The organism is Janthinobacterium sp. PAMC25594 (genome assembly GCF_019443505.1).
GTDB lineage: Bacteria > Pseudomonadota > Gammaproteobacteria > Burkholderiales > Burkholderiaceae_D > Janthinobacterium.
This window is the reverse complement of sequence record NZ_CP080377.1, coordinates 1,340,239-1,365,358: the sequence shown is the minus strand read 5'-3', so window position 1 is coordinate 1,365,358 and position 25,120 is coordinate 1,340,239. Positions and strand designations below refer to the sequence as shown.

Genomic DNA, 25,120 nt, shown 5'->3' with positions numbered 1-25,120 from the left:
GAAATGCCGCAGCGGCAATAAAAAAGCGGAGCAGGGGATATCCCGTGCTCCGCTTCTTGTTTCAAGCCCGGCAGCCTTGCGGTTGCCGGGTGAACAGGCTTACTTGCTGCCCAGTGCGCTTTTCTTGGCGCTTTTCTGACGTGGCTTGGCACGCTTGATGGAACCGCCTTCGGTAACGCGCTCATTGCCCTTGATCATGACTTTCGTCACGCTGGGGCGCTTGGTGCCGCTGGCGCTGGCCTTGACGATGGTCACTTCGCGCATGCCTTTGCCGGCGCTGACCTTCTCCTTAACCACTTCTTTTTTCGGACGGTAGATTACCAGCAGTTTGCCAATATGTTGTACCGGGGCGGCGCCGAGATTGCCGCAAATCGTATCGTACATTCCGACGCGGGCTTCGCGGTCGTCGCCGAACACGCGGACTTTAATCAGACCGTGCGAATCCAGGCCAAGGTCGATCTCTTTGAGTACAGCAGGTGTCAAGCCCGCTTCGCCAATGATGACGATAGGCTTCAGCGCGTGTGCTTCGGCGCGCAGTGCGCTGCGCTCTACGGGTGTAAGTTTTAGCATAATAATATTTAGTAATTCCCTTAAAAGCAGTATTCTACGCGAATGGCAAAGAAGAAATTAAACAAAAACTGGTTGCACGACCACATAAATGATCCTTATGTGAAGTTGGCGCAAAAAGAGGGCTACCGCGCCCGGGCAGCATACAAGCTCAAAGAAATCGATGAAGACGAAAAACTGATCAAGCATGGACAGGTAATTGTCGACCTTGGTTGCACTCCTGGCAGCTGGGCCCAGTATCTGCGGCGCAAGCTGGCCGGCAAGGACGGCGGCGGGGTCAATGGTACCCTGATTGGCCTGGACATGCTGGAAATGGAGCCGATCGCCGATTTTCACTTCATCCAGGGCGACTTCCGCGAAGCGCGCGTGCTGCGCCAGCTGGAAGTGGTGTTGCAAGGACGCAAGGTTGACGTGGTCCTGTCGGACATGGCGCCGAATCTGTCGGGCATTGCCACGGCGGACGCCGCGCGCATGGAACATCTGATCGACCTGGCCATCGAATTCTCGCAATTGCATTTGAAGCCATCGGGCGTCTTGCTGGTGAAATGTTTCAAAGACATGGGTTTCAGCCAGATCGTGGAGAAATTCCGCGCTGAATTCAAGGTCGTGGTGCAGAAAAAGCCCAAGGCCAGCCGCGATAAATCGTCGGAAATCTTCCTGATGGGGCGTGGTCTCAAGAATCCGCTGAAAAATGCCGTGCAAGAAGATGATTCCGCCCTTGATATTTAAGCAGGAATCCGCACATGGGAACGAGAAGTGCAGTAGCGTCTGATGGCATAAAAGCCTAAATTGTTTATACTGCATTTTTTTTGCGTGAGCGCGGTTTTTTCGCGCGCACGGATCGGCGGGCTTTGGCACGGCCCGCTTATTGCGAGTAAAATCGTGTTTCTAGCTATTGGTAAAGAGATGCGCACTGCATCCAAGGAGTCTTCGTGAATAACATGTTTTCCAAATCTGCCATCTGGGTAGTCGTATTGCTGCTGTTGTTCATGCTGTTCAAGCAATTCGACAGTCATGGCGCCACAGGCGGCAGCAAGGCCATCGCTTATTCCGATTTGCTGGATGAAGTCAAAGCCAAGCGTGTCAAGGATGTCGTGATCGAAGGTTCGTCGATCACCGCCAAGCTGATGGACGACACCAAGGTGCGTACCACCGCCACCAGCCTCGACAAGGGCCTGATCGGCGATCTGCGCGACAATGGCGTGCACTTCGATGTGCGCCCGCCAGAGGAAGCGTCTTTCCTGCAAACTATTTTTGTATCCTGGTTCCCCATGCTGCTGTTGATCGGCGTCTGGGTCTTCTTCATGCGTCAGATGCAAGGCGGCGGCAAGGGCGGGGCATTCTCGTTCGGCAAGTCGAAGGCGCGCATGATGGATGAAGCCAGCAATACCGTCACCTTCGCCGATGTCGCCGGTTGCGACGAAGCGAAAGAAGAAGTCAACGAAGTGGTCGACTTCCTCAAGGACCCGAGCAAATTCCAGAAACTGGGCGGCCGCATTCCCCGCGGCGTGCTGATGGTCGGTCCTCCGGGCACGGGTAAAACCCTGCTGGCGCGCGCCATCGCCGGCGAAGCCAAGGTGCCGTTCTTCTCGATTTCCGGTTCCGACTTCGTGGAAATGTTCGTCGGCGTGGGTGCTTCCCGCGTGCGCGACATGTTCGAAAACGCGAAAAAGCATTCGCCATGCATCATCTTCATCGATGAGATCGACGCTGTCGGTCGTCACCGCGGCGCCGGCATGGGCGGCGGCAATGACGAGCGCGAACAGACCTTGAACCAGTTGCTGGTCGAGATGGACGGTTTTGAAGCGAACTCCGGCGTCATCGTCGTGGCCGCCACCAACCGCGCCGACGTGCTCGATAAAGCGCTGTTGCGTCCGGGTCGTTTCGACCGCCAGGTTTCCGTCGGCTTGCCCGATATCCGCGGCCGTGAGCAGATCTTGAACGTGCACATGCGTAAAGTACCTATCAGTACCGACGTGAAAGCCGATATCCTGGCCCGCGGCACCCCCGGCTTCTCGGGCGCGGACCTGGCCAACCTGGTCAACGAGGCAGCCCTGTTCGCCGCCCGCCGCAGCAAGCGCCTGGTGGAAATGGCTGACTTCGAAGACGCGAAAGACAAGATCTACATGGGTCCTGAGCGTAAATCGATGATCATCCGCGAGGAAGAGCGTCGCAATACGGCTTACCATGAGTCCGGTCATGCGGTGGTGGCCAAGCTGTTGCCAAAAGCCGATCCCGTGCACAAAGTGACGATCATGCCGCGCGGCTGGGCCCTGGGCCTGACCTGGCAGTTGCCGGAACACGATAACTTGTCCGCCTACAAGGACAAGATGCTGGAAGAAATTTCCATCCTGTTCGGTGGCCGCATCGCCGAAGAGATTTTCGTGGGACAGATGTCCACGGGCGCGTCGAATGACTTTTCGCGTGCCACCAAGCTGGCCCGTTCCATGGTGACCCGCTTCGGCATGTCCGACAGCATGGGCGTGATGGTCTACGAAGACAGCGAAAACGAAGGTTTCTTCGGTGGCGCCACCAAGACGATCTCGGAAGCGACGCAGCAAAAGGTCGATGCTGAAATCCGCAACATTCTCGACAAGCAATATGCTTTGGCGCGTACTTTGCTGGAAAGCAACCGCGACAAGGTCGAAATGATGACCAAGGCCTTGCTGGAATGGGAAACCATTGATGCAGAGCAAATCAATGACATCATGGCCGGCCTGGAGCCGCGGCCACCGAAAGTCATTCCGCCACGCCGCAATGCGGGCGGTGACAGCGGCACGGGCGGCATCTCGCCAAACGTGACGGCACCAGCCTGATAACGGCTGCCCTGACGGGCGGCGCGCAATGGCATGGCAAGAACGAGGGTAAGGAGCGATCCTTGCCCTTTTTCGTTGCCGCAGCAGTTTTTCCCTGACGACTACAAAGATTCACATGCGACACTATTTGCAATTCGGCCGTTTCGGCTTCAACCTGTCCGGCACGCAGGCGCTGGTGATGGGCATCCTGAACATCACGCCCGACTCGTTTTCCGATGCGGGCCAGTATCAACACCTGGAATTTGCCCTCTCGCGCGCCGAGCAGATGATAGTCGACGGCGTCGACATCATCGATATCGGCGGCGAATCGAGCCGTCCCGGCGCGCCGCCCTTGCCGCTGCAGGACGAGCTTGCGCGCGTCATGCCGGTGCTGTACGCCTTGCGCGACTGCGGCAAGCCCCTCTCCGTCGACACGTATAAACCCGAAGTGATGCGCGAAGCCATCCTGGCGGGCGCCGACATGATCAACGACATCAACGGTTTCCGCGCGCCGGGCGCCATCGAGGCCGTGCAGGACAGCGACTGCGCGCTGTGCATCATGCACATGCAAAACGTGCCAGAAACCATGCAAGCCCAGCCCCAGTACGACGATGTGGTGCGCGAAGTCACTGACTTCCTGCGCGAACGCATCGACACCCTGACGGCGGCCGGCATCGCCCGCGAGCGCCTGTGCGTCGATCCCGGCTTTGGTTTCGGCAAGACGGTGGAGCAGAACTATGCCTTGCTGCGCGCCACGCGCCAGTTGCGCAGCGAGCTGGACCTGCCCGTGCTGGCGGGCCTGTCGCGCAAGTCGATGATCGGCGCCGTCACGGGACGTCCCGTCGAGCAACGCCTGGCCGGCAGTGTTGCCGGTGCGCTTGCTGCGGTAGCGCAAGGTGCAGAAATTATCCGTGTGCATGATGTAGCTGAAACCGTCGATGCGTTGAAGGTCTGGCGCATGGCACACTGAGCCTGTAAGATTTATCATAAACAACAAGAAGAGAAATACGATGACGCGTAAATATTTTGGCACCGATGGCATCCGCGGCCTGGTGGGCACGGCTCCGATCACCCCCGATTTCGTCATGCGCCTCGGCTATGCGGCCGGCAAGGTGCTGGCCAAGTCGCAAGGCGGCAAGGCGCGCCCGACGGTGCTGATCGGCAAGGACACGCGCATTTCCGGCTACATGCTGGAAGCGGCGCTGGAAGCGGGCATGGCGGCAGCCGGCGTGGATGTGATGCTGGCCGGTCCCATGCCGACACCGGCGATCGCCTACCTGACGCGGGCGCTGCGCCTGTCGGCTGGTGTCGTCATTTCCGCCTCGCACAATCCGTATCATGACAATGGCATCAAGTTCTTTTCCAGTCAGGGCACCAAGCTGCCCGACAGCGTGGAACTGGAAATCGAAGCGGCGCTCGACGAGCCCATGGCCTGCGTGCCGTCGGACAAGCTGGGCCGCGCCAAGCGCCTGGACGACGCCCAGGGCCGCTACATCGAGTTTTGCAAGAGCACCTTCCCGAACGAGCTGGACTTGCGCGGCCTGAAGATCGTCGTCGACTGCGCGCATGGCGCCGCCTACCATATCGCGCCGCACGTGTTCCATGAGCTGGGGGCGGAAGTCATCGCCATCGGCAACAAGCCCGATGGCTTCAACATCAATGCGGGCTTCGGCGCCACGGCAACCAAAGCGATGGCCGAAGCCGTCGTCGAGCACGGTGCCGACCTCGGCATCGCCCTCGATGGCGACGCCGACCGCCTGATCATGTGCGACGCCACGGGGCGGCTGTATAACGGCGACGAGCTGTTGTACGTCATGGTCAAGGACCGGCTGGCAACGGGCCCCGTGGCGGGCGCCGTGGGCACCCTGATGACCAACATGGCGCTGGAAGTGCTGTTCAAGCAGCAGGGTATCGGCTTTGCGCGTGCCAAGGTGGGCGACCGCTATGTGCTGGAAGTCATGAAGGAAAAGGGCTGGATACTGGGCGGCGAGGGCTCCGGCCATCTGCTGTGCCTGGATCGCCATACGACGGGTGACGGCATCGTCTCCGCGCTGCAGGTGTTGTCCGCGCTCAAGCGTAGCGGCCAGAGCCTGCAGCAATGCCTGGCCGAACTGGTACTGTTCCCGCAAACCCTGATCAATCTGCGCGTGGCGCCCGGTTTCGACTGGCAAAAAAATGCCGCCATGGTGGCCGAGAAAGAATTGGTCGAGGCCGAACTGGGCGACACGGGCCGCGTGCTGATCCGCGCATCGGGCACCGAGCCGTTGATCCGCGTGATGGTCGAGGCGAAAGATAAAGAGCAGGCCGAATCGATGGCGCGCCGCATCGCGGATAAAGTTACGGCGTGATAGGCAAGAACCGATAGTTATTTCCATCTAATTCGTCTATGGCAATTGACGAAATTGGATGGGGGCGTTATTATCTTGTCTTCGGAGTGTGGCGCAGCCCGGTAGCGCACCTGGTTTGGGACCAGGGGGTCCAAGGTTCGAATCCTTGTACTCCGACCAAAGTCATAAGCGGGCTGTCAGAAATGACAGCCCGTTTTCTATTCCGCGCTGGCATTTCATTGCTGGCGCGCATAGATTAAAATACTGCACCTTTCCGCCCATCGTTCAACGGATAGGACAACGGTCTTCTAAACCGTGAATGGGGGTTCGATTCCCTCTGGGCGGACCAGTTTCATACTGGCCACGGCTTGCGCCATGCGGCCGCAACTTCTCTCTTTCCTGTCTGTCAGCGCGCGGCCCTAAGGCTGCGCAAACAGCACCATGCTCAGCAAATACAGCAGCGGCACCGCGCACAGCAGCGCCGAGCATACCGAAACGATTTTTCTGTTGGCCAGTCGGGCCAGACGCAGCCGTTCCCGCACGGGCAAGTGCTGGCGGATCACGCTGCGCGCGCGTGGCTGAAACGGTTGTTCGTGCATGAATTCTCCCTTGTCGATCAGCGATTGATGCTGTCGAGCATAGCGAGGGGGATCTAAAAATGGTGTAAACAGTGGGCCTGGCGCCGCAAGCGCGGCGTAAAGATGCCGCTGGCATTGAGGGCGGCAGCGGGCGCTGCTGCGCCGCTGCCGTGATGAGACTTAATATGAGGCTTACTTTCCCTGGCGGCGGCGTGCCAGGAAGCCCAGCATGCCCAAGCCGGCGAGCAGCATGGCATAGGTTTCAGGTTCCGGCACGGCGGAAATGAAGGCCCTGTAGTTGCTCAGATCCTTGGGCAGGCCCGCCACCGTGAAAGTGGCGCCGGCGGCCACGGGTGCGGCCCAGTGGAACACCAGTTCGCCCTGGCCGAAGTGGATGGCCAGATAGTCATAGGCGGCCGCGCTCGTATAGGAATTGACGCCGCCGCTCAAGCCTGCCGTGGTGCCGGCAGTGCAGCCCGAGGTGGCGTTGTCGCAAAACGAGACGGCGGCGCCCAGGCTGCTGCCGAACACGCCATTGATGTAACCCTGGATGGCCGCAGGACTCTGCGGCACCAGATTATCGTCATAATATTTCACCTGCAGTGCCGGCGATGGTGAATACGTGACGGTGCTGCTGGCGATGACGAAACCGCTGGCCGGACCCACGTCGATCCATGTGGCAGCCTGTGCCAGGCCCCCAAGGGCCGTCAGGGCGGCCAGCATGGATGCCTGTATGGCAACGCTTGTTATGCTTTTCATCAAAATCCCCTTTATTTTATTGAAGGCATTTCACGGCTTCAGGGTGCGCGCCATCCTGTCAGGGAGGTCATTTTGTCGCCCGATCGCCTTTGCGTGAGTACGCATATGCAAGCTTAGTCTCGATGCAAATCAATACAATTTAAATAATTCTATTGATTTATTTGATAATATCGCATACGCCTATTTATGGCTGTGCTAGCGAGAATGCTCGCGGCGATCAGAAACGGCGTGAGAGGACACGCCGCTTGGTGCCAGAGGGGGAGGCAGGAGGAGGGTTCAGTCGTTGTTGTTGCTGACGCCAAACAGACGGTCCTTGGCGTTGAGCAATTTTTGCACCTTGGCGCCCATTTTCATCAGCTGCGCCATCGATTCGGGCGACAGGCGCTGCAAGTCGTCGAACCAGGTGTTGGCCAGGTCGACCAATTCATACATTTCGCGCATGCGCTCCTGCGCATACTGGTCCACGGGTTCCGTGGCCGGCGCCAGCAGCGATTCGCGCAGCACCGTCAGGGTGGGCGCCACTTCGCGGCGGCGGCGTTCGGCGGCCACCACGCGGAAGATTTGCCACACATCGCCCAGGGACGAAAAATACTCGCGCCGGTCACCAGGGATGCGCGACTGGCGGATCAAGCCCCAGCCCTGCAATTCCTTCAAGCCAATGCTCACGTTCGAGCGTGAAAAACTCAGGTGTTCCGCGATTTCGTCCGCGTGCAAAGGATGCTCCGCGACAAACAACAAGGCGTACACTTGTCCCACCGTACGGTTAAAGCCCCAGCGGCTGCCCATCTCGCCGAAATGGCTGACAAAGGTCAGGATCAGCGGCGTCATGTGGATATTTTGAGTTTTCATAATTATCTGAATTTTTTCACGCCACACCCGCAGGGTCAATTGATATATGTCATGTTTCGCAGTATTATACAAAAAATCGAATTTACAGAAAATTCTGAAAACTCAAAAAGTATAGAGATGCCGACCACGCCACTGTCTTTGCCCCGCTTTATCCTCCCCCGCGCCGCCAGCCTGGCGCAAGGCGGCGCCGCCTTGTTGTGGCTGCCACAAGCGGCCTTGCTGGCCTGGGCCGTGCAAGCCATGCTCGATGGTGCACCGTGGCGCGCGGCCCTGTTGCCGGCCGCTGGCGTGCTGCTGCTGGGCGTGCTGCGCGCCGGCTGCGAAGCGTGGGGCGCGCGGCGCATGTACGCGGCGGCGCGCGCCCATCTGAGCACCTTGCGCGCCCAGGTGGCGCAAGCGCTGGCGCAGCGTTCGCCGCTGGACCGCCAGCGCGCGCAGTCGGGTCAGGCGGCCAGCGTCATCGCCGAACAGGCCGAAGCCATCGTGCCGTATCTGGTGCGCTACAGGCCGGCGCGCTGGAAAGTGCTCACCGTGCCGCTCGTGATCCTCGCCGTCGTAACGCCGCTGTCGTGGATCGCCGCCTTGATCCTGCTCATCGCCGCGCCCCTGATTCCCGTCTTCATGGCCCTGGTGGGCATGGGCGCGCAAGTGGCCAGCCGCGCGCAGATGGTGGAAATGGGCAGCATGAACGCCTTTCTATTGGACCGCCTGCGCGGCCTGGCCACCCTGCGCGCGCTCGACGCCGTCGACGCCACGGCGGAACGCCTGGACGCCTCGTCGCAATCCGTGCGCCGGCGCACGATGGTGGTGCTGCGCATCGCCTTTTTGTCGTCCGCCGTGCTGGAACTGTTTTCCGCGCTGGGGGTGGCCATGGTGGCGGCGTTTATCGGGTTCTCCTTGCTGGGCAGCATCAATTTCGGCACCTGGGGCCGCGAACTGACGCTGGGGCAGGGCTTGTTCATCCTGCTGCTGGCGCCCGCGTTTTTTGAACCCTTGCGCGAACTGGCCGCCGTCTGGCACGACAAGGCGGCCGGCGAAGCGGGCCTGGCCGGCCTGCATGACCTGGCGGGCGAGGGCGTCGCCCTGCCTGGTGCCGGCGTGGAAGTTGCCGCCGTTTCCGCCGCCGCCATGGCGGTGGCAGCGCCGCCCGCCATCGACATCCGTGAACTGCGCTTTGCCCATCCCGGCGAAGCGCCCGTGTTCGACGGCTTTGACTTGAGCGTGCGCGCCGGCGAACACGTGGCCCTGCTGGGCGCCAGCGGCGCCGGCAAGACCACCTTGCTATCCTTGCTGGCCGGCTTGCTGCCCGCCAGCGATGGCGAGATCCGCATCGGCGGCGTGCGCCTGACCGACAGCAGCGTCAATACCTTGCGCCAGCGCATGGCGTGGATGGGCCAGCGTCCCCACGTGTTTGCCGCGTCCGTCCGCCAGAATGTGACCCTGGGCCGCCTCGGTGCGAACGCGGCGCAGGTGACGCAGGCGCTGCACCTGGCCGACCTGGCTAGCGTGGCGCAGGCGCAGCCGGCCATCATGCTCAGCGATGGCGGCCAGGGCTTGTCCGGCGGCGAAGCCGTGCGCCTGGCCTTGGCCCGCGTGGCCCTGCACCCGCATGCCGATTTGCTGCTGGTCGATGAACCGACGGCCCACCTGGACAGCGAAACGGCGGCGCGCGTGACGGACGCCTTGCTGGCACTGGCCAAGGGCAAGACGATGCTCGTCGCCACGCATGACCCCGTGCTGGCTGGCCGGCTGCAGCGCACGGTGCAGGTCGATGTCCGGGCGCAGGAGCACGAACAGGAACAGCCGGCATGAAAACTTCCCTCATATCGAACACCGTCCTGCGGCAATTGCTGCTGGCGCAACCCGGCAAGCTGATCGGGGGCGCCTTGCTGGCGGCCCTGACGGCGGTGGCCGGCATGGCCTTGTTGGGCTTGTCCGGCTGGTTTATTACCGCCACCTCGATTGCCGGCCTGCATGCCTCCACGGCCGTGCTGTTCGACGTGTTCGGCCCGTCGGCCGGCATCCGCCTGCTGGCCATCGGCCGCACGGGCTCGCGCTATGCGGAGCGGCTCGTCACGCACGACGCCACGTTCGCTGCGCTGGCCAGCATCCGCGTGCAACTGTTCCGCGGCTGGACGCGCCCGGAAGCGGCCAGCCGCCTGCTGCGCCAGCCCGCCAAGCTGCTGTTTCGCCTGACGGCCGATATCGACGCGCTCGAAGCGCTGTATTTGCGCCTGCTGGTGCCTGCCTTCACGGCGCTGTGCGCGGCCCTGCTGGCCGGCTTGGCGCTGGGCGTGATGCAGTGGCAGCTGGGCCTGGGCCTGGCCGCGTGGCTGCTGGTCGCCGGTGGCGGCATCAGCTGGCTCGTGGCGCAGCGTGCCCGCCGTCCCGCCATCGTGCGCTCGCGCGCCATCGAAAAATTGCGTTCCGGCACCATCGACCTGGTGGCTGGCCAGACGGATTTGGTGATGGCAGGCCGCATCGATGCCCAGTGCGCCGCGCTGGGGCATATCGACCGCTCGCTGGCGCAAGCCGATTTCGCCCTGCTGCGCCTGGAGACGGCGGCCGGCGCCGCGTATGGCGTGGCTGGCAGCGCGACCCTGGCAGGGGTGCTGCTGGCCGTGGCGGCGCTGGTGCAGCAGCAGGTGCTGAACGTGCCGCTGGCGGCGCTGGCCTTGCTGATCGCCCTGACGGCCGTGGAACCGTTTGCGGGCTTGCGCCGTGGTGCGCTGGAAGCGGGCCGCATGCTGCTGGCCATGCGCCGCCTGGCGCCGCGCCTCGATGGAGAAGATGTACCTCCGCCGCCCGTCGACGCCGCACCGGGCTTGCGCCTGGAACACGTCAGCGCCGCGCATGCGGGCAGCAATAATGCCATCTTGCACGATATTTCCCTGCATATCGCCGATGGCGAGCGCGTGGCCTTGATCGGCCCCAGCGGTGCGGGCAAGTCCACCTTGCTGGCCATCGCCGCGCGCGAGCTGGCGCCCCTGTCGGGCACGGTGCACGCGGGTCGCGCCTGTTTGTTCACGCAGAAGACGGAATTGTTCCAGGACAGCCTGCGCGACAACCTGCGCCTGGCCGACCCGTCCGCCAGCGATGCGCAGCTGTGGGCGGCGCTGCAATCGGCCGGCCTGGATGAGGAAGTGCGGGCCTTGGCGGGCGGCCTGGACACCATGCTGGGCGAGGGCGGCCTGGGCTTGTCGGGCGGGCAGGCGCGCCGGCTGGCGCTGGCGCGGCTGTTCCTGCACGCATCGACCTTGTGGCTGCTGGACGAAGCGACGGAAGCGCTGAATGCGCAGGTGGCGATCGACGTCCTGCAGCGCCTGCGCGCGCGCAGCGAAGGACGCAGCTTGCTGATCGCAACCCACTTGCGGCGCGAAGCGACGCTGGCGGACCGGCTGGTCAGCCTGAGCGATGGCCGCATCGTCGGTGACGCGCGCCGTGGCACACCCGCCTTCGAGGCGGCGCTGGCCGGCTTGCGCGGCGATTGAAGAACAATAGGAGAGACACAGGCGGCGCTGCCTGACAGCTTTGCCACAACGGCGCCAAGCGAAACAGCATCAGATTGATACCAAGTTTACAATTACAGTAGGGAAACACCAAGGAAATCATATGGACTTCGATATTGTCGCTTTATCCAGACTGCAGTTCGCGCTGACAGCTCTGTACCACTTTATATTCGTTCCGCTGACGATCGGCCTGTCAGTGATCCTCGCCATCATGGAGACGGTTTACGTGATGACGAACCGCCCCATCTGGCGCGACATGACCAAGTTCTGGGGTGTCTTGTTCGGCATCAACTTCGCCATGGGCGTGGCGACGGGCATCGTCATGGAATTCCAGTTCGGCATGAACTGGAGCTATTACAGCCATTATGTGGGCGACATTTTCGGCGCGCCGCTGGCCATCGAGGGTTTGATGGCCTTCTTCCTGGAAGCGACCTTCGTCGGCCTGTTCTTCTTCGGCTGGGACAAGCTGTCGAAGCGCGGCCACCTGGTCACCACCTGGCTGGTGGCCATCGGCTCGAACTTCTCGGCCCTGTGGATTCTGATCGCCAACGGCTGGATGCAAAATCCCGTCGGCGCGGCCTTCAATCCGCAGACCATGCGCATGGAAATCACGGATTTCGGCGCCGTGCTGACGAATCCCGTGGCACAGGCGAAATTCGTGCACACGGTGTCGGCCGGCTATACGGCCGCGTCGATTTTCGTGCTGGGTATTTCCGCCTGGTATCTGCTGAAGGGCCGCCACGTGCAGCTGGCCAAGCGCTCGATGACGGTGGCCGCCTCGTTCGGCCTGGCCGCCAGCCTGTCGGTGGTGGTGCTCGGCGATGAAAGCGGCTACCTGTCGTCGGAACATCAAAAGATGAAGCTGGCCGCGATTGAGGCCATGTGGACCACGGAGCCGGCGCCCGCCGCCTTCACGGCCTTCGGTTTTCCTGACGCGAAAGCGCGCGAGACGCATTACGCCGTGCACATTCCGATGGTGATGGGCCTGATCGGCACGCGTTCGCTGACGACGGAAATCCCCGGCATCGAGCAGCTGGTCGACCGCGGCGAACTGCTGATCCAGGATGGCATCAAGGCGTACGACGCGCTGCAAACCATCCGCGGCGTGGCGCCGGGCGCGCCCGTGCCGCAAGAGGCGAAGGATATGTTCGAGTCGAAAGGCCAGTCCCTGGGCTATGCCTTGCTGCTGAAGCGCTACGTCGACGATCCGCGCCAGGCCACGCCCGAGCAGATCCGCAAGGCAGCGCTCGACACCGTGCCGCCCGTGGGGCCCTTGTTCTGGTCCTTCCGCGTGATGGTGGGCCTGGGCATGTTCTTTATCTTGCTCACCGGCACGTTCTTCATCCTGTCGACGCGCCGCACCCTGGACAAGCACCGCTGGCTGCTGAAGCTGGCCGTATTCGCCATCCCGCTGCCGTGGGTGGCGATTGAAGCGGGCTGGATCGTGGCCGAAGTGGGCCGCCAGCCGTGGGTCATCGAAGGCGTGCTGCCGACGGCCGTGGCGGTCTCCAACCTGGGCGCGACGACACTGCTGATTACCATTGCCGGCTTTGCCGCCATCTACACCGTGCTGTTGATTATCGAAATGAAGCTGATGCTCAAGGCCATCCGCAAGGGGCCGGAAGAGACGGCGCCGGCCCCCGTGCCAGCCCCCGCAGCCATTCATACTCAACGCGCCTAAGGAGGGCCAGACCATGATTTTGCATGAAATGATTTCTTACGAAACACTGCGCCTGATCTGGTGGCTGCTGATCGGCATCTTGCTGGTGGGCTTTGCCATCACGGACGGCTTCGACCTGGGCACGGGCATCCTGCTGCCCTTTGTCGGCAAGACGGACCTGGAACGTCGCGTCGTCATCAACAGTATCGGTCCCGTGTGGGAAGGCAACCAGGTGTGGCTGATCCTCGGTGGCGGCGCCATCTTTGCCGCCTGGCCGCAGCTGTACGCCGTCTCGTTCTCGGGCTTTTACCTGGCCATGTTCGTCATCCTGGTGGCGCTGATCGTGCGTCCCGTGGCGTTCAAGTTCCGCAGCAAGCGCGAAGATCCGCGCTGGCGCGCCCGCTGGGATGCGGCCCTGTTCGTGGGCGGCTTCGTGCCGGCCCTGATCTGCGGCGTGGCGATCGGCAACGTGCTGCAAGGCGTGCCGTTCCGTTTCTCGCCAGACATGCACATCTTCTATGACGGCACCTTCTTTGCGCTGCTCAACCCGTTCGCCCTGCTGTGCGGCCTCGTCTCGGTGGCCATGCTGGTGATGCACGGCGCCACCTGGCTGCAGCTGAAAACGGATGGTGCCGTGGCTGACCGTGCGCGCCGCTACGGCAGCGTGGCGGCGATCGCGACAGTCGTGCTGTATGCGCTGGCCGGCGTGGCCCTGTGGCTGTGGGTCGATGGCTACCGCATCAGCAGCACGGTGGTGGTCGACGGTCCGTCGAACCCCATGCTGAAAACGGCAGAAGTGCACGTGGGCGCCTGGTTCCTCAACTTTGCCGCCCATCCGTGGACCTGGATCGCCCCTGCGATAGGCTTGCTGGGTCCCTTGCTGGCGTTCGCCTTCCTGCGCGCGCGCCGCGAAGTGCCTGCCTTGCTGGCCAGCGCGGCCAGTATCGCCGGCATCATCCTCGGCGTGGGCGCGGCCATGTTCCCGTTCATTCTGCCCTCGTCGATCGACCCGCGCGCCAGCCTGACGGTGTGGGATTCCTCGTCCAGCCACATGACCCTGTTCATCATGCTGGTCGTCACGGCCGTCTTCATTCCCCTCATCGTGGCGTACACGACCTGGGTATATAAAGTACTGTGGGGCAAGGTTGATGCAAAAGCCATCCAGGACGACAGCGGTCACGCTTACTAAGAATTAAGGAAAGGAACTAACTATGTGGTATTTCGCCTGGATACTGGGTCTTCCGCTGGCGGCGACGTTCGCCGTGCTCAATGCGATGTGGTATGAAATTGCCGACGGCGACACGACGCCGGAGCAATACCGTGACACGCCGAAGTAGGCGCGTGTCGGCTTGACTGGCCCCGCCCGGCGCGATGGTTTTACCATCGCTGCCCGGCGGGGTTTTTTTATGCTTGTTCACGGATGTCCGGAAAGCAATCACAGCAATAAGAATGCGCTGAAGAAAGGATCGCTTTGTTGTGCAAGCAACATAGAACTCGTCGCCATGCGGGTAGAGATTCACGACATAAATTTATGTATTTTGTTTTATTTTTGTTGTTTTTGTTAATTTAATTAATTTTTCGTTGAATTTGCATAAATTCGATGTAAAATAAGTTGCCTCTTATAAAAATTAAATACCGTTTTAATCATATATCGGACTTCGAATGATCGCCTGCCATACATGCGCGAGCAGTGTTACTCCGTAGCTGAACCAGATGCAAGCACAGCTAATATAAGGAAACATCATGAATATGTTACGAGTACTCAAACTATCGCACCGTTTAGCTGTGCTGATTGTGATCTTTTCAGCCGGCTTCATCCTCTATGGCCTATGGTCGTTCAAGACTCTGCAAGAATGGAAAGTGAACGGTCCGGTCTATCAGAAAATTGTGCAAAGCAAGGATCTGATTGCGGACGTGTTGCCACCGCCGGAGTACATACTGGAATCCTATCTGGTCAGTTTTCAGCTGCTGGCGACCGAGGATCGTGCCGAACAGGCGCAGTTGATCGCACAATTTAAAACGCTCAAACATGATTACGATGAGCGCCATGCATTCTGGAAGGGCGCGACACTGGATGCCGATATCGCCGGGCTGTTGCTGAACAAGGCGCATGCGCCGGCACAGGCCTTCTATACGACGGCACTGCAACAGTTCATCCCCGCAATAGAGGCGCAGGATAAGGCTGGCGCTACTGCTGCGATGAAAGAAATGACGATCAGTTACACCCAGCATCTGCAGGCCATCAAGCAACTGGTAGAGGTGACCACCCAACGCGCGTCGGCGACCGAAGCGGAGTCGGGCGCGCGCATCACGGTGGCGAGCAGCTTGCTGTTGGCGATACTGCTGCTCTCGCTGGGCATTGGGATTGCGGTGGCTGTGCTCATTAGCAAGAGTATTACCAGGCCACTGCAGGATGCCGTGAAGGTGGCCCGCATTGTCGCTTCCGGTGACCTGCGCAGCCAAATCGCGACCGACTATCGCGACGAGCCAGGCGAATTGATGAGTGCTCTGAAAAGCATGACGGAGAGCCTGCGTCATACGGTGGGGCGTGTGCGTGGCGGGACTGAAACCATTTCGACTGCCTCGCAGGAAATTGCTGCAGGAAATATGGACCTCTCGGCCAGAACGGAGGCACAGGCCGGTGCACTGGAGCAAACGTCGTCGGCGATGCAGCAGTTAACCAGCACCGTCCAGCAGAATGCCGAAAGCGCCCAGCAAGCCAATCAACTGGTTTTGTCGGCGTCAGCGGTCGCGCTGCAGGGCGGGAAAGTGGTTGAGCGTGTCGTCGCGACCATGGTATCGATCAAGGATGCTCGAAGCGTATCGTCGAGATCATTTCCGTGATCGATGGCATAGCGTTTCAGACCAATATTCTGGCCCTGAACGCGGCTGTCGAAGCGGCGCGCGCCGGTGAACTGGGGCGCGGTTTTGCCGTCGTCGCATCGGAGGTGCGCGCCCTGGCGCAGCGTTCCGCCAGCGCCGCCAAAGAGATCAAGCAGCTGATTGCCGAGTCGGTCGAAAAAGTCGAGCTTGGCAGTAATCTGGCCGATGAAGCGGGCGGCACGATGCAGAAAATCGTCTCCTCTGTGCAGCAGGTGGCGGGCATCATGGGGGAAATCGCCGTCGCCAGCCACGAACAAAGCGACGGCATCAAACAGGTGAATCAGGCCATCAGTCAGATGGATGCTGTGACCCAGCAGAATGCCGCCCTGGTCGAGCAGGCAGCGGCGGCAGCGGCCAGCATGCAGGAGCAGGCGAACAGTATGATGCAGGACGTGCGCGTGTTTAAACTGCTGGCGTCTTGCTGACCGGCTTGGGGATGGCAATGGCAATCGGATCGCTGGCCGGAAAGCTTTCCTTCAGCGCTTCATCCAGCGCTTGCTCGGCATGGCTTTCGCTGGCCGGCGTGGGCGAATCGCGCTCCGGTGGCGGGGCGGGCGTGGTGGCGGCGTTGGTGCTCGAATGCATGGTCATCCCCTTGCGGTGGTGTGCCACCCGGCCGGAATGGTCGTGGCACGTGCTGATGTTTCCATCCTAGCACATCGCGCAGCGCGCCCGCTGCGCCTGCCCAAGGGGAGGATGGCGGCGTCTGCTACACTGCGCTCCACTTTTATCGACGGAACCGCCATGACTTCCCTTCCTTTGCCGTACCGCGCCACCGCCTTTGACGCCTGTGCCTGGCTGGCACAACAGACGGGCACGCCGTGGACCCTGGCGCGCCTGCTCGAGCAGGGCGGCTTGCCATATGTCTGGCTCGATTACAGCGACGCCTGGGCCGAGCTGTTCCATGATGGCGTGACGCGCTATGCGGCGCCCGTCGTGTTTATCGAGGACAAGCAGCACCTGGCTTCGGGCGCGGACGACGTGTGGCTGCGTTTTACGCGCGATTCGGGCAATCTTCCCATCGAACTGAAAGGGCAGGGCTTGCGCGTGCCGCTGGACGGCTTGCACTTCCAGGAGCGCGATCTGTTGCGCTTGCTCAAGGAGTTGCAGCACCCGCAGCCGGCCGAGCCGGAAGCCGGAGCTGACAAGGCAGCGCCGTTTGTCTTGCCCAGCGCCCTGAAGGGCCTGGGACGCGAGCAGATTTTGCTTGCCTTTGCCGGCGTGGGCAAGGTCGACCTGGACAAGGGCATGGCCAGCGGCGTGGGCATCTTTGGCGACGATGGCGCGCGCGTGCGCAAGAATTCACGCGGCGGCAAGAACAGCCACCTGTGGCATCCGGTGACCCTGGCGTTCGGCTTGCACGACGTGCATCGCGTGCCGATGGCGCACCTGAAGAAGGCGTTCGCCACGCAACCGTTGCTGCGCGAATGGAAGGCGGACTGGCTGGAGTCGCTGCGCCTGCTGGGCGAGTGAAGGGCAGGACAGTTTTTACAGCTCGATCGGCGCGACGTCCGTGCCGATATCGGGCGCCGCGTAATGCATGCTGAAATATACGAAAGCGCCGATATTGAGGGCGACCGTGATCCAGAACAGCACGCGGAACGAACGCTTGCTGGACTTGTGGCGCAGCCATTGCTGCGCCAGCACGGCGCCCGGCCAGCCGCATAGCAGTCCCAACAGCAGCAAGGTGCGTTCCGAGGTGCGCCAGCGTCCCTGTTTGGCGGCCGACTTGTCGATCGCATAGGCAACGAAGCAGCTCAGGCTCAGCACGCCATACACGAGGGCGACCAGGACGGGGATGTGGAAAAAGAACGTGGCCAGTAAATACAGTACGACAAAGAACAGGATGACAAGGTAGGGCATAGGATGTGTGGTTTTGAGCGAGGGCGTGAGTATCCCACACGGGGAATGATGCCGCCGCCTAAAATAAACAGCCTTGCGCCGTATCGATGTGCACGGCGCGGCGGCGGGCGTGGCCCGTTTTCAGCGCTTCGCGGTCGCTGGACAAGGAAATACCTTCCAGCGCCAATAACGTTTCCTTCGCATGCAGGCCGCCCGCAAAGCCCGTCAACTCGCCCGTGGCGCCGATGACGCGGTGGCAGGGGGCGATGATGGAAATGGGATTCTTGCCGTTGGCGGCGCCCACGGCGCGCACGGCGGCGGGGCGGCCGATCTGGCGCGCGATCTCGCCATAGCTGCGCGTCTGGCCGTACGGTATCGTCAGCAGCGCGCGCCAGACTTCCTGCTGGAATGGCGTGCCGGCAAAATCGAGCGGCACGTCGAATTGCTGGCGCGTGCCGGCGAAATATTCCACCAGCTGGCGCGCCGTTTCCAGCAGCACGGCGCAACCGTCATCGACGCGCATCGCGCCCAGGCGCACGCGGTTGGGCTTGTCGTTTTCCCACAAAATCGCGGCCAGCGCCGCGCCGCGCGCCACCAGCGTCAGCTCGCCCACGGGCGAGGGCACCACGATGCAGTCGTATTCCATGTTGGTTCCTTGATCGGAGAGCGCCAGTGTAGCAGGCTGGCGGCCGCATGCATATTGCAGGTAGGATAGCGTTTTTCGGCATGGAGCACTGGCTTTGACGACGATCCCCACCTATGACGCTATCCGCGCGATCGCCGTGCGGCTGGTGCAGGAACACTATCCCACGGCTGTGGCGGCCATCATCGGCGGCTCGTTTGCCACGGGCCGGCAGACGCCCACTTCCGATATCGATTTGCTGCTGCTGTTCGAACACGTCGACTGCGCCTGGCGCTCGACCATCGTGGCCGAAGGACGCACGGTGGAACTGTTCGCGCACGACCTGGCCACATTCACGTATTTTTGCAAGGAAATGGATGCACCGGGAGGCTCGGTGCCGCTGGCGAGGATGGTGGTGGAAGGGGAAAACATCGTCGCTGCCAGCGACGCCTGCACCCGGCTGCACGCGCTGGCGCACGCCATCAACACGGCCGGGCCGCCCTTGCTCGACGCGGAGAACCTGCAGCGCCGGCGCTACGCCATCACCACCGCGCTGGAAGACCTGGTCGACAGCCGGCACCCGGGCGAGGCGCTGGCCGTCGCTTGCCAGCTGTACGAAGCGCTGGCCGACCTGCACCTGCGCGCGGCCGGCGAATGGAGCGGCGGCGGCAAGCATCTGTTCCGTCGCCTGCAGGCATTTGACGCGGCCATCGCCGGGCAACTGGACGGGGCCTTGCGCCTGCTCGCCAGCGATTTGCCGGCGGGCCAGCGCGCGTTCGAACACGTCACCGCCGCCGTGCTGGCGCCCGCGGGCGGGCCCTTGCTGCATGGCTTTACCTTGCCGGCACCCGCGCACTGGCGTGCTTAAAACGCCGTGCGCACGGCCAGGCTGATGTTGCGCGGTTCGCCCCAGAACACGCTGTCGTAGAAGCCTATGGTGCGGTAGTATTTCTTATCGAGCAAGTTATTCACGTTCAGCTGCACGCTGGCGTGGCGGTTGATGGCATAGCTGGCCATGGCGTTGACCAGTGCATAGCCCGCTTGCGGGATATTCGTCATCTCGCCCGATGGCGGGTGGCCGTACCACGATTCGCTGTAGATGGCGCTTTGCGCCGTCATGCTGGCGCCCGCTTTCAGCCCTGCCAGGCGGCCGTCGAAGCGGTAGCTGGTAGCCAGGCGCAGCAAATGGCGCGGCTGCGTGGTGGCGGCGCGGCGGCCATCAGCCTCGGCCGCGTGCAGATAGGTATAGCCGCCGCTCGCTTCCCAGCCGGGAGATAACTGGCCGGAAACGTCGAACTCGACGCCCTTGGCCGTCACGCCGGCGCCATTGGCCACCATGGCCTGGCCACCGTCGGGCAGCAGAAAGCCGGGCGGTACCGTGCGGTCCAGTTCCGCCAGGTTCTTTTTCTTCGTGTGGAACAGGGCGGCCGACGCGTTCAGCTTGCCTTCATAGAATTCGCCCTTGATGCCCAGTTCCGCATTGTCGCCCGTTTCCGGCGCCAGGAACTGGTTGTTGCGGTCCTTGCTCGATTGCGGATTGAACAGCTGCGTGAAGCTGGCGTAGGCCGAATACTGCTTGTTGATGTCGAACACGGCGCCCACGTACGGCGTGACTTCATTGCGCGTTTCCACAAAGTTACTGCTGTTCGTGTGCACGCCTTGCGTGTTGTAGTTGCGCCTTTCCGTGCGGTAAGTACTGCTGCGCGCGCCGATGATCACATGCAGCGGGTCGGCCAGGCTCAAACGCGTGGCCACATAGCCGCCCGCCAGGCGCGTCACGGTTTCCGTGTGCGAGCCGTCCGGGTGGAACACGGGGCGGGGAATGTTGCCCGTCCAGCTGCGGTAATCAGGGACCAAAGGTTCATAATTGATTTTCGCCTTGCCGCCTATCGAATTGTCCTGGGCGTTATTGCCATTCCAGCCGACGATGGCTGTATGCTTGCGTCCCAGCAAGGTAAACGGCCCGCTGGCGTAAATGTCGAAATTGTCGCTGTTCTTTTTGCCTGCACCCCAGGCGCCCGTCCACAGTTCCATGCCTTTGCCGGTGGCGGGATCGGGATAACCTTTGCCCGCATAGAGAACGGTGGTGTGGTTCGTGCTTTCCGTGCGCGCATAGCCGAGGTGCAGATTCCAGTTGCCGGGCAGGCGCTGGTCCAGCGACGTGAATACCGTGTGCTGCTTGTTGGCCCAGGTGCTCCATGGCGCCGTCCAGCTGGTGTTGCGCGGCAAGTTGGCCAGGCTGCCGTCCGCGTTCCAGTAGGGCACGGCGCCCCAGGTGGCGCCTGTGGGCTGGTTGTCCTGGAAGTCGACGCCGGCCGTCAGCAGGGTGCCGGGACGCAAGTCCGCCTCAAGGATGAGCATGCCGACCGTCTTGCGTTCGTGGTACATGTCCAGGTAGGAATCGCGTTTTTGCCAGGCCAGGGCCGTGCGTGCGCGCACGCTGCCCTGCGCGTTCAGCGGCGTGGAGAGGTCGGCTTCGACGCGCTGGTCATCCCAGCGGCCCATGATGAGGCCGGCGCTGGCCTGGAATTCCTTCGTCGGCCGCTTGCGTATCATGTTGATGGTGGCCGACGGGTCGCCTTTGCCGCCCATCAGGCCGGTGGCGCCGCGCACGACCTCGATGCGGTCGTACAGGATGGTGTCTTGCAATGGCGCATTGCCGCCGCGCGCCATGCCATCGATATGGATATTGTTGATGCCGAAGCCGCGCGCACTAAACGTCGTGCGTTCCGTGTCGTTCTGGTTCACCTGGATGCCCGTCGTCTGCGCCAGCGCCTGGTCCAGGCGCACGGCGCCCAGGTCGTCGAGCAGCTGGCGCGTGATCACGCTGACCGATTGCGGCGTTTCGCGCAGGGACAGGTCCATGCGCGTGGCGCTGCGCGTTTCGCCTGCCGTGTACGATTGCGTGCCTTCCGTCGTCGCTGTCGACTGGCCTGTCACGGTGACGGCCGGCATGGTCACGTCGGCCGCGGCGGCATCGGCGGCCTGTGCCGGCAGGGCCACGCCAGCGGCAAGGCTAAGCAGGCTGATGTGTAATAAACGGGGCAGGGGGCGCAAGGCGGGCTGGCGCGAAGAAGGGAAGGCGGTGGTCGATTGCATCATTTTCCTGGAGTATTTTTAGTCGTGTGTGTTCCTATCTCGTCTGGCGAGGTGCGCAGTAGCTGGGGGGATGGCATGACGCTGGCCCGTGGTCTGGCTTGGATAGCAGTTCCACCGCAAGGCCCGGCGCGGTCGGGCAGTGGAAAAGAAAGGCGCGCGATTCCACTCACTTTCGTGAATAAGAATCATTATCAATATAGGTGGTATTTGCCAAATAATCAAGCGTGTGCGCCACAGAGTGCGGCGGACCCGGAGCGACGCGCAGGCTGGCTTCTGCGATAATGTCGGGGCTGACAAAATATTTTCCTCATTGAAAGAAATGCATGCGTACATGGATCGCTTGTGCCGGATGGTTGTGTGTCGTGTCGCTGGGCCAGGCCCAGGAACACGCGCCGCCGCCGGCTGTTCCCGCGCCGCTGCAGAGCGCCAGCGTGCCGCCTGTTACCGATGCCGTGCCGCCGCCCGTTGCGCCAGCGGAGGACGCCTTGCCCCCGCAAACGGTGACGGTCACGGCCAACAGCGACGCCAAGGCGCCGCGCATCCGTTTCACGGCGTACCGCGAGAGTTATCTGACGGCCAGGAAAGTGTGGCAAGTGTCGAGCGGCAGCGTGGTCATGGCCCTGCGCCTGATTCCCGCCAAGCTCAGCGCCACCATCGACGATGTGCGCGTGGCCCTGCAAGGCAATGGCGCTCCCGTGCCGATCAAGGTATCCGCCGGCGGCGTGTTTGTCGTGCCGCTCAACGACGACATCGCCGCGCAGGATGGCATTTTCCTGGTGAACAAGGGCAGGGGCGAGCTGACGGCAAATATCGTGCTCCAGCCGTCCGTGGCGCGCGATGCGTGGAATGTCACGCGCGTGGGGCAAGTCTTGCGCGACGCCCGTCGCGCCGTGCGGGCCATCACGCCGTGGTACAAGCGGCCGTTCGCCAGCGATGTGCAATCGCTGGCCTTTTGCGCGACCGAGCGGGGCAGTGCCTTGCAGCTGATGGATGGCGAGCAAATGATCGCCACCTTGCCCATGAATGAGCCGGCCGTCAACGACATCAATCAGCCCGTGTTTTGCAAGATTTTCGACGGCGAAGACAAATACCCGGGACACTACCGCGTCGTCCTGCCCGAGCAGGCCACAGTGCTGCTGCTGTAGATCTAGTTGGGCTGGCGCTGCACCAGCTCCAGGGCCGCCGCCAGGGCCAGGTCCATGGTGGCCTGGTGGAAGATCAGCCATTGCGGCAGGAGCGACAGCGCATGGCGTCCCTGTTCCAGGTCGCCTTCATCGACGGCGGCCCACGCATGGTGCAAGCCGCTGAGCACGCGCGCATGCTGTTCCCGGTGATTCGCCAGCGAGGGGAAACCGATTTGTTCCATCAAATCCTCTTCCTCGCGGAAATCGCGCTCGACGGCCGCAATCAGTTCACGAAACGCCACGCTGAAATGCTGGTCGCTCAACTGCCCCAGCCGCGCCAGCTCCTGAAACAGCGCCTCATGCGCCTCGTCGATGGCGGGAACGCCCAGCGCCATCTCGTCTTTCCAAGCCGATATACCCATGCCGATGCTCCCGGTTAAGTCCGTCGCGATGCGAAGCGGACTGTTCCAGTGTGGACGCAGCGAAGGGGGAAATCCATGACCTGGATCAAAATTATGGTGAAGAGGGGATGAGGAAAACGAGACAAAAACAAATGGGAGAAGGGAACAATTCCCCACCCGCAATGAAGCGGCTCTTAAAGCTGAGCACCACTAGCGAGCGCCGCTGAAAAACGCCGCTGGCAAGGCGTCTTTGACGCAGACAGTACGCTAGTACGGCAAGTCAAAGCAACGCAGTCAGCGGTGTTTTGTCAGCCGCGCGTCTTATTGCCGAGGCCAATGGCTCCACATGGCATGGGCATCAACATTCGGCACCTGCATCTGCTGCCCGGCCGACGTCTGCATCGCGTCGCGCAGTACGAGGGGCACGAGCAGCAAGGCCGACAGGGCAAGGCAGGCCAGCACTTTGAGCGTCAACATGGTCGTCTCCCGGTGTCCCGGTGGCGGCGCGGGGATGCGGCGCCTGCCGGTCACTTCCTATGTACTACCATGCTTGCAGTTTAGTTCATCTGATTGAAACTTCAACTAATTGCTGTGACGCACCGCACCAGTTCGCCTGTTGCCAGGGGCTTATTTGGCCTTGCGGCTGCGCCGCGGCTTGCCTGCCGGGGGCAGGAAGGAATCGAACCACACTTGCGTCAACTGCCGCGTATTTTTCGCCGCTTCGCGCTTGACGGCGGCCGTGGCGTGGCCGCGCGCCGTGTTGGCGATGCGGTTGGCGGCGCTCAGGTACATGCTCATCCAGGGGTTTTTCATGGCTAGCCTCGCAGACAGTGGGTGGCGCGGCGGGCAGGGCGCCATGCCGCGATGTCCCCACTCTAGTCCGATGGCTGGCGCTGACTGTGCGCCCGCCCACATAGCCGGGCGGCGCTGACCATGTGCTGAGGCAGATCAATACACATCGCGGCGGTAGCGTCCCGCCGCCAGCAGGGCGTCGAGGCCTTCCTGGCCCAGGACTTCTTGCAGCACAGCATCGATTCCTGCCGCCATGCCTTGCAGGCTGCCGCACACGTAGACGATGGCGCCGTGCGCCAGCCAGTCGCGCAGTTCGTCCGCGCTGGCGCGCAGGCGGTCCTGCACGTATTGTCGTGTTTCACCATCGCGCGAAAAGACACGGTCCAGTCGCGCCAGGTGGCCAGCGTCGAGCCAGCCTTGCAACTCTGCGCCGCAGACGCTGTCAAAAGCTTGCTGCCGTTCGCCAAACAGCAGCCAGTTACGGGCCAGCCCCGCCCGCTGGCGCGCGCGCAGGTGCGCACGCAGGCCGGCCAGGCCGGAACCATTGCCGATATAAATGCAGGGTACGTCGACCAGGGCGGGCGCGAAGGCGGGATTGGCTTGCAGGCGCAGGCGGATGGTGCTATCCAGCGGCGCGAAACGCGTAAGCCAGCCGGAACAGATGCCGTACCCGTCGTTTTCCTCGCCCGCATGGCGTTCCTGGCGCACCAGCAACTGCAGTTCGCCATCGGACGGCAGTGAAGCGAGCGAGTAGCTGCGCGGCGCATGCTGGACTTTATGCTCACCCTGCGCGTCACCCTCGCTGCCGTCCGCGTTGCAAGCGATGATTTCCGCCAGCGCCCCCGCTTCCCAGGTGGCGCCGGCCGGGCCCGTCAAGGTGATTTCATGCAGCTCTCCGCCCAGGCTGCCAGGGTTCAGCAGCACGCGGCGCGCGAGGCGCCACTCGGCGTATGACGCTTCTTCCTGCACGCCGATGGCGTCGATGGCGCTGCCGCTGCAACGGGCCAGCGCTTGCGACCAGTCGGCCAGGGCAGCGGGGTCGTGCTTGTCCACTTCGATCAGCGGGAACAATGGCGTGGCGCCCAGCGCGCGCAATTGCCGCTCCAGCGCATGGCCGAAGCCGCAGAAGTCGCTGTAATGGCGGTCGCCCAGGGCCAGCATGCCCACTTCCAGGCCGGCCAGCGGCGTGCCCGACGTTTGCCGCAGCAGGCGCGCGAAGCGGCGCGTGCCGTCCGGCGCCTCGCCTTCGCCAAAGGTGCTGGCGACGATCAGGGCCCGCGCGTACTGGCGCAATTGCGCGGGATCAAAGCGGT

At 62.4% G+C, this 25,120-nt stretch carries 26 protein-coding genes and 2 tRNA genes; 16 read left to right on the top strand and 12 right to left on the bottom strand.

Going from position 1 to position 25,120, the window contains the following annotated elements; translation table 11 throughout:
- Nucleotides 1-99 precede the first annotated feature (99 nt).
- On the bottom strand, nucleotides 100-570 hold the full coding sequence (locus KY494_RS05970; protein ID WP_010397237.1) for a YhbY family RNA-binding protein: 471 nt from the start codon (nucleotides 568-570) through the stop codon (nucleotides 100-102).
- Between the two features lie 42 nt (nucleotides 571-612).
- On the opposite strand from KY494_RS05970, the gene KY494_RS05965 reads away from it, so the two are divergent.
- The 6 genes from KY494_RS05965 (at nucleotide 613) to KY494_RS05940 (ending at nucleotide 6,038) form a co-directional block, all read left to right on the top strand.
- Nucleotides 613-1,296, top strand: a complete 684-nt coding sequence (locus KY494_RS05965) for an RlmE family RNA methyltransferase (RefSeq protein ID WP_096234939.1) — start codon at nucleotides 613-615, stop codon at nucleotides 1,294-1,296.
- A gap of 203 nt (nucleotides 1,297-1,499) precedes the next feature.
- On the top strand, nucleotides 1,500-3,383 hold the full coding sequence (gene ftsH, locus KY494_RS05960) for an ATP-dependent zinc metalloprotease FtsH (protein ID WP_071077941.1): 1,884 nt from the start codon (nucleotides 1,500-1,502) through the stop codon (nucleotides 3,381-3,383).
- Nucleotides 3,384-3,498: 115 nt separating this feature from the next.
- Nucleotides 3,499-4,332, top strand: coding sequence for a dihydropteroate synthase (folP, locus tag KY494_RS05955; protein ID WP_219890262.1), 834 nt, complete (start codon nucleotides 3,499-3,501; stop codon nucleotides 4,330-4,332).
- A gap of 40 nt (nucleotides 4,333-4,372) precedes the next feature.
- The gene (glmM, locus tag KY494_RS05950; protein ID WP_219136275.1) at nucleotides 4,373-5,710 is read left to right on the top strand and encodes a phosphoglucosamine mutase; all 1,338 of its coding nucleotides are present in this window, start codon (nucleotides 4,373-4,375) and stop codon (nucleotides 5,708-5,710) included.
- Between the two features lie 82 nt (nucleotides 5,711-5,792).
- A tRNA-Pro gene (locus KY494_RS05945) sits at nucleotides 5,793-5,869 on the top strand.
- A 94-nt stretch (nucleotides 5,870-5,963) separates the two neighbouring features.
- A tRNA-Arg gene (locus KY494_RS05940) sits at nucleotides 5,964-6,038 on the top strand.
- Between the two features lie 70 nt (nucleotides 6,039-6,108).
- Here the strand turns inward: KY494_RS05940 and KY494_RS05935 are convergent.
- The 3 genes from KY494_RS05935 to KY494_RS05925 all read right to left on the bottom strand — a co-directional run bounded on the left by KY494_RS05935 (nucleotide 6,109) and on the right by KY494_RS05925 (nucleotide 7,875).
- Complete coding sequence (locus tag KY494_RS05935) at nucleotides 6,109-6,288, bottom strand: hypothetical protein (RefSeq protein ID WP_219136274.1); 180 nt, start codon at nucleotides 6,286-6,288, stop codon at nucleotides 6,109-6,111.
- Nucleotides 6,289-6,459: 171 nt separating this feature from the next.
- Nucleotides 6,460-7,026, bottom strand: a complete 567-nt coding sequence (locus KY494_RS29625) for a PEP-CTERM sorting domain-containing protein (RefSeq protein WP_258194691.1) — start codon at nucleotides 7,024-7,026, stop codon at nucleotides 6,460-6,462.
- A 276-nt stretch (nucleotides 7,027-7,302) separates the two neighbouring features.
- Entirely contained in the window at nucleotides 7,303-7,875 is a 573-nt protein-coding gene (locus KY494_RS05925) for a GbsR/MarR family transcriptional regulator (protein WP_242428456.1), read from the bottom strand.
- A 117-nt stretch (nucleotides 7,876-7,992) separates the two neighbouring features.
- Between KY494_RS05925 and cydD the strand changes: the two genes are divergently transcribed.
- The 7 genes from cydD (at nucleotide 7,993) to KY494_RS30105 (ending at nucleotide 16,352) form a co-directional block, all read left to right on the top strand.
- The gene (gene cydD, locus KY494_RS05920) at nucleotides 7,993-9,687 is read left to right on the top strand and encodes a thiol reductant ABC exporter subunit CydD (RefSeq protein WP_219890261.1); all 1,695 of its coding nucleotides are present in this window, start codon (nucleotides 7,993-7,995) and stop codon (nucleotides 9,685-9,687) included.
- On the top strand, nucleotides 9,684-11,366 hold the full coding sequence (locus KY494_RS05915; protein ID WP_219890260.1) for an amino acid ABC transporter ATP-binding/permease protein: 1,683 nt from the start codon (nucleotides 9,684-9,686) through the stop codon (nucleotides 11,364-11,366). The genes cydD and KY494_RS05915 overlap by 4 nt, the downstream gene beginning before the upstream one ends.
- Before the next feature lie 121 nt (nucleotides 11,367-11,487).
- Complete coding sequence (locus KY494_RS05910) at nucleotides 11,488-13,065, top strand: cytochrome ubiquinol oxidase subunit I (RefSeq protein ID WP_219890259.1); 1,578 nt, start codon at nucleotides 11,488-11,490, stop codon at nucleotides 13,063-13,065.
- A gap of 13 nt (nucleotides 13,066-13,078) precedes the next feature.
- Nucleotides 13,079-14,233: a cytochrome d ubiquinol oxidase subunit II gene (gene cydB, locus KY494_RS05905; protein WP_219890258.1), complete on the top strand. Its 1,155-nt coding sequence runs from the start codon at nucleotides 13,079-13,081 to the stop codon at nucleotides 14,231-14,233.
- A 22-nt stretch (nucleotides 14,234-14,255) separates the two neighbouring features.
- On the top strand, nucleotides 14,256-14,381 hold the full coding sequence (gene cydX / locus KY494_RS05900; RefSeq protein WP_070258990.1) for a cytochrome bd-I oxidase subunit CydX: 126 nt from the start codon (nucleotides 14,256-14,258) through the stop codon (nucleotides 14,379-14,381).
- Between the two features lie 406 nt (nucleotides 14,382-14,787).
- Complete coding sequence (locus tag KY494_RS05895) at nucleotides 14,788-15,888, top strand: methyl-accepting chemotaxis protein (RefSeq protein ID WP_219890257.1); 1,101 nt, start codon at nucleotides 14,788-14,790, stop codon at nucleotides 15,886-15,888.
- Complete coding sequence (locus KY494_RS30105) at nucleotides 15,885-16,352, top strand: methyl-accepting chemotaxis protein (protein ID WP_375143457.1); 468 nt, start codon at nucleotides 15,885-15,887, stop codon at nucleotides 16,350-16,352. The genes KY494_RS05895 and KY494_RS30105 overlap by 4 nt, the downstream gene beginning before the upstream one ends.
- Here the strand turns inward: KY494_RS30105 and KY494_RS05885 are convergent.
- Complete coding sequence (locus KY494_RS05885; protein WP_219136269.1) at nucleotides 16,330-16,512, bottom strand: hypothetical protein; 183 nt, start codon at nucleotides 16,510-16,512, stop codon at nucleotides 16,330-16,332. The genes KY494_RS30105 and KY494_RS05885 overlap by 23 nt on opposite strands.
- A gap of 159 nt (nucleotides 16,513-16,671) precedes the next feature.
- On the opposite strand from KY494_RS05885, the gene KY494_RS05880 reads away from it, so the two are divergent.
- Nucleotides 16,672-17,400 (top strand): hypothetical protein, encoded by a 729-nt coding sequence (locus KY494_RS05880; RefSeq protein ID WP_219890256.1) that lies wholly within the window; start codon nucleotides 16,672-16,674, stop codon nucleotides 17,398-17,400.
- 15 nt (nucleotides 17,401-17,415) lie between these two features.
- Here the strand turns inward: KY494_RS05880 and KY494_RS05875 are convergent, their stop codons facing one another.
- Entirely contained in the window at nucleotides 17,416-17,790 is a 375-nt protein-coding gene (locus KY494_RS05875) for a DUF1294 domain-containing protein (protein WP_219890255.1), read from the bottom strand.
- A 58-nt stretch (nucleotides 17,791-17,848) separates the two neighbouring features.
- Nucleotides 17,849-18,415, bottom strand: a complete 567-nt coding sequence (locus tag KY494_RS05870) for a methylated-DNA--[protein]-cysteine S-methyltransferase (protein ID WP_219890254.1) — start codon at nucleotides 18,413-18,415, stop codon at nucleotides 17,849-17,851.
- Nucleotides 18,416-18,509: 94 nt separating this feature from the next.
- Between KY494_RS05870 and KY494_RS05865 the strand changes: the two genes are divergently transcribed.
- A complete protein-coding gene (locus tag KY494_RS05865; protein ID WP_219890253.1) occupies nucleotides 18,510-19,259 on the top strand; it encodes a nucleotidyltransferase domain-containing protein in 750 nt (249 codons plus the stop codon).
- On the opposite strand, the gene KY494_RS05860 is transcribed toward KY494_RS05865, so the two are convergent.
- Nucleotides 19,256-21,490, bottom strand: coding sequence for a TonB-dependent siderophore receptor (locus KY494_RS05860; protein WP_219890252.1), 2,235 nt, complete (start codon nucleotides 21,488-21,490; stop codon nucleotides 19,256-19,258). The genes KY494_RS05865 and KY494_RS05860 overlap by 4 nt on opposite strands.
- 323 nt (nucleotides 21,491-21,813) lie before the next feature.
- On the opposite strand from KY494_RS05860, the gene KY494_RS05855 reads away from it, so the two are divergent.
- On the top strand, nucleotides 21,814-22,635 hold the full coding sequence (locus KY494_RS05855; protein WP_219890251.1) for a hypothetical protein: 822 nt from the start codon (nucleotides 21,814-21,816) through the stop codon (nucleotides 22,633-22,635).
- A 2-nt stretch (nucleotides 22,636-22,637) separates the two neighbouring features.
- Here the strand turns inward: KY494_RS05855 and KY494_RS05850 are convergent, their stop codons facing one another.
- From KY494_RS05850 to KY494_RS30000, 4 genes are all read right to left on the bottom strand, one after another.
- Nucleotides 22,638-23,036 (bottom strand): bacteriohemerythrin, encoded by a 399-nt coding sequence (locus KY494_RS05850; RefSeq protein ID WP_219136262.1) that lies wholly within the window; start codon nucleotides 23,034-23,036, stop codon nucleotides 22,638-22,640.
- 300 nt (nucleotides 23,037-23,336) lie between these two features.
- A complete protein-coding gene (locus KY494_RS05845; RefSeq protein WP_219890250.1) occupies nucleotides 23,337-23,492 on the bottom strand; it encodes a hypothetical protein in 156 nt (51 codons plus the stop codon).
- Nucleotides 23,493-23,642: 150 nt separating this feature from the next.
- Nucleotides 23,643-23,828: a hypothetical protein gene (locus KY494_RS05840; RefSeq protein ID WP_219136259.1), complete on the bottom strand. Its 186-nt coding sequence runs from the start codon at nucleotides 23,826-23,828 to the stop codon at nucleotides 23,643-23,645.
- 135 nt (nucleotides 23,829-23,963) lie between these two features.
- On the bottom strand, nucleotides 23,964-25,100 hold the full coding sequence (locus KY494_RS30000) for a sulfite reductase subunit alpha (protein WP_308836417.1): 1,137 nt from the start codon (nucleotides 25,098-25,100) through the stop codon (nucleotides 23,964-23,966).
- Nucleotides 25,101-25,120: the final 20 nt, after the last annotated feature.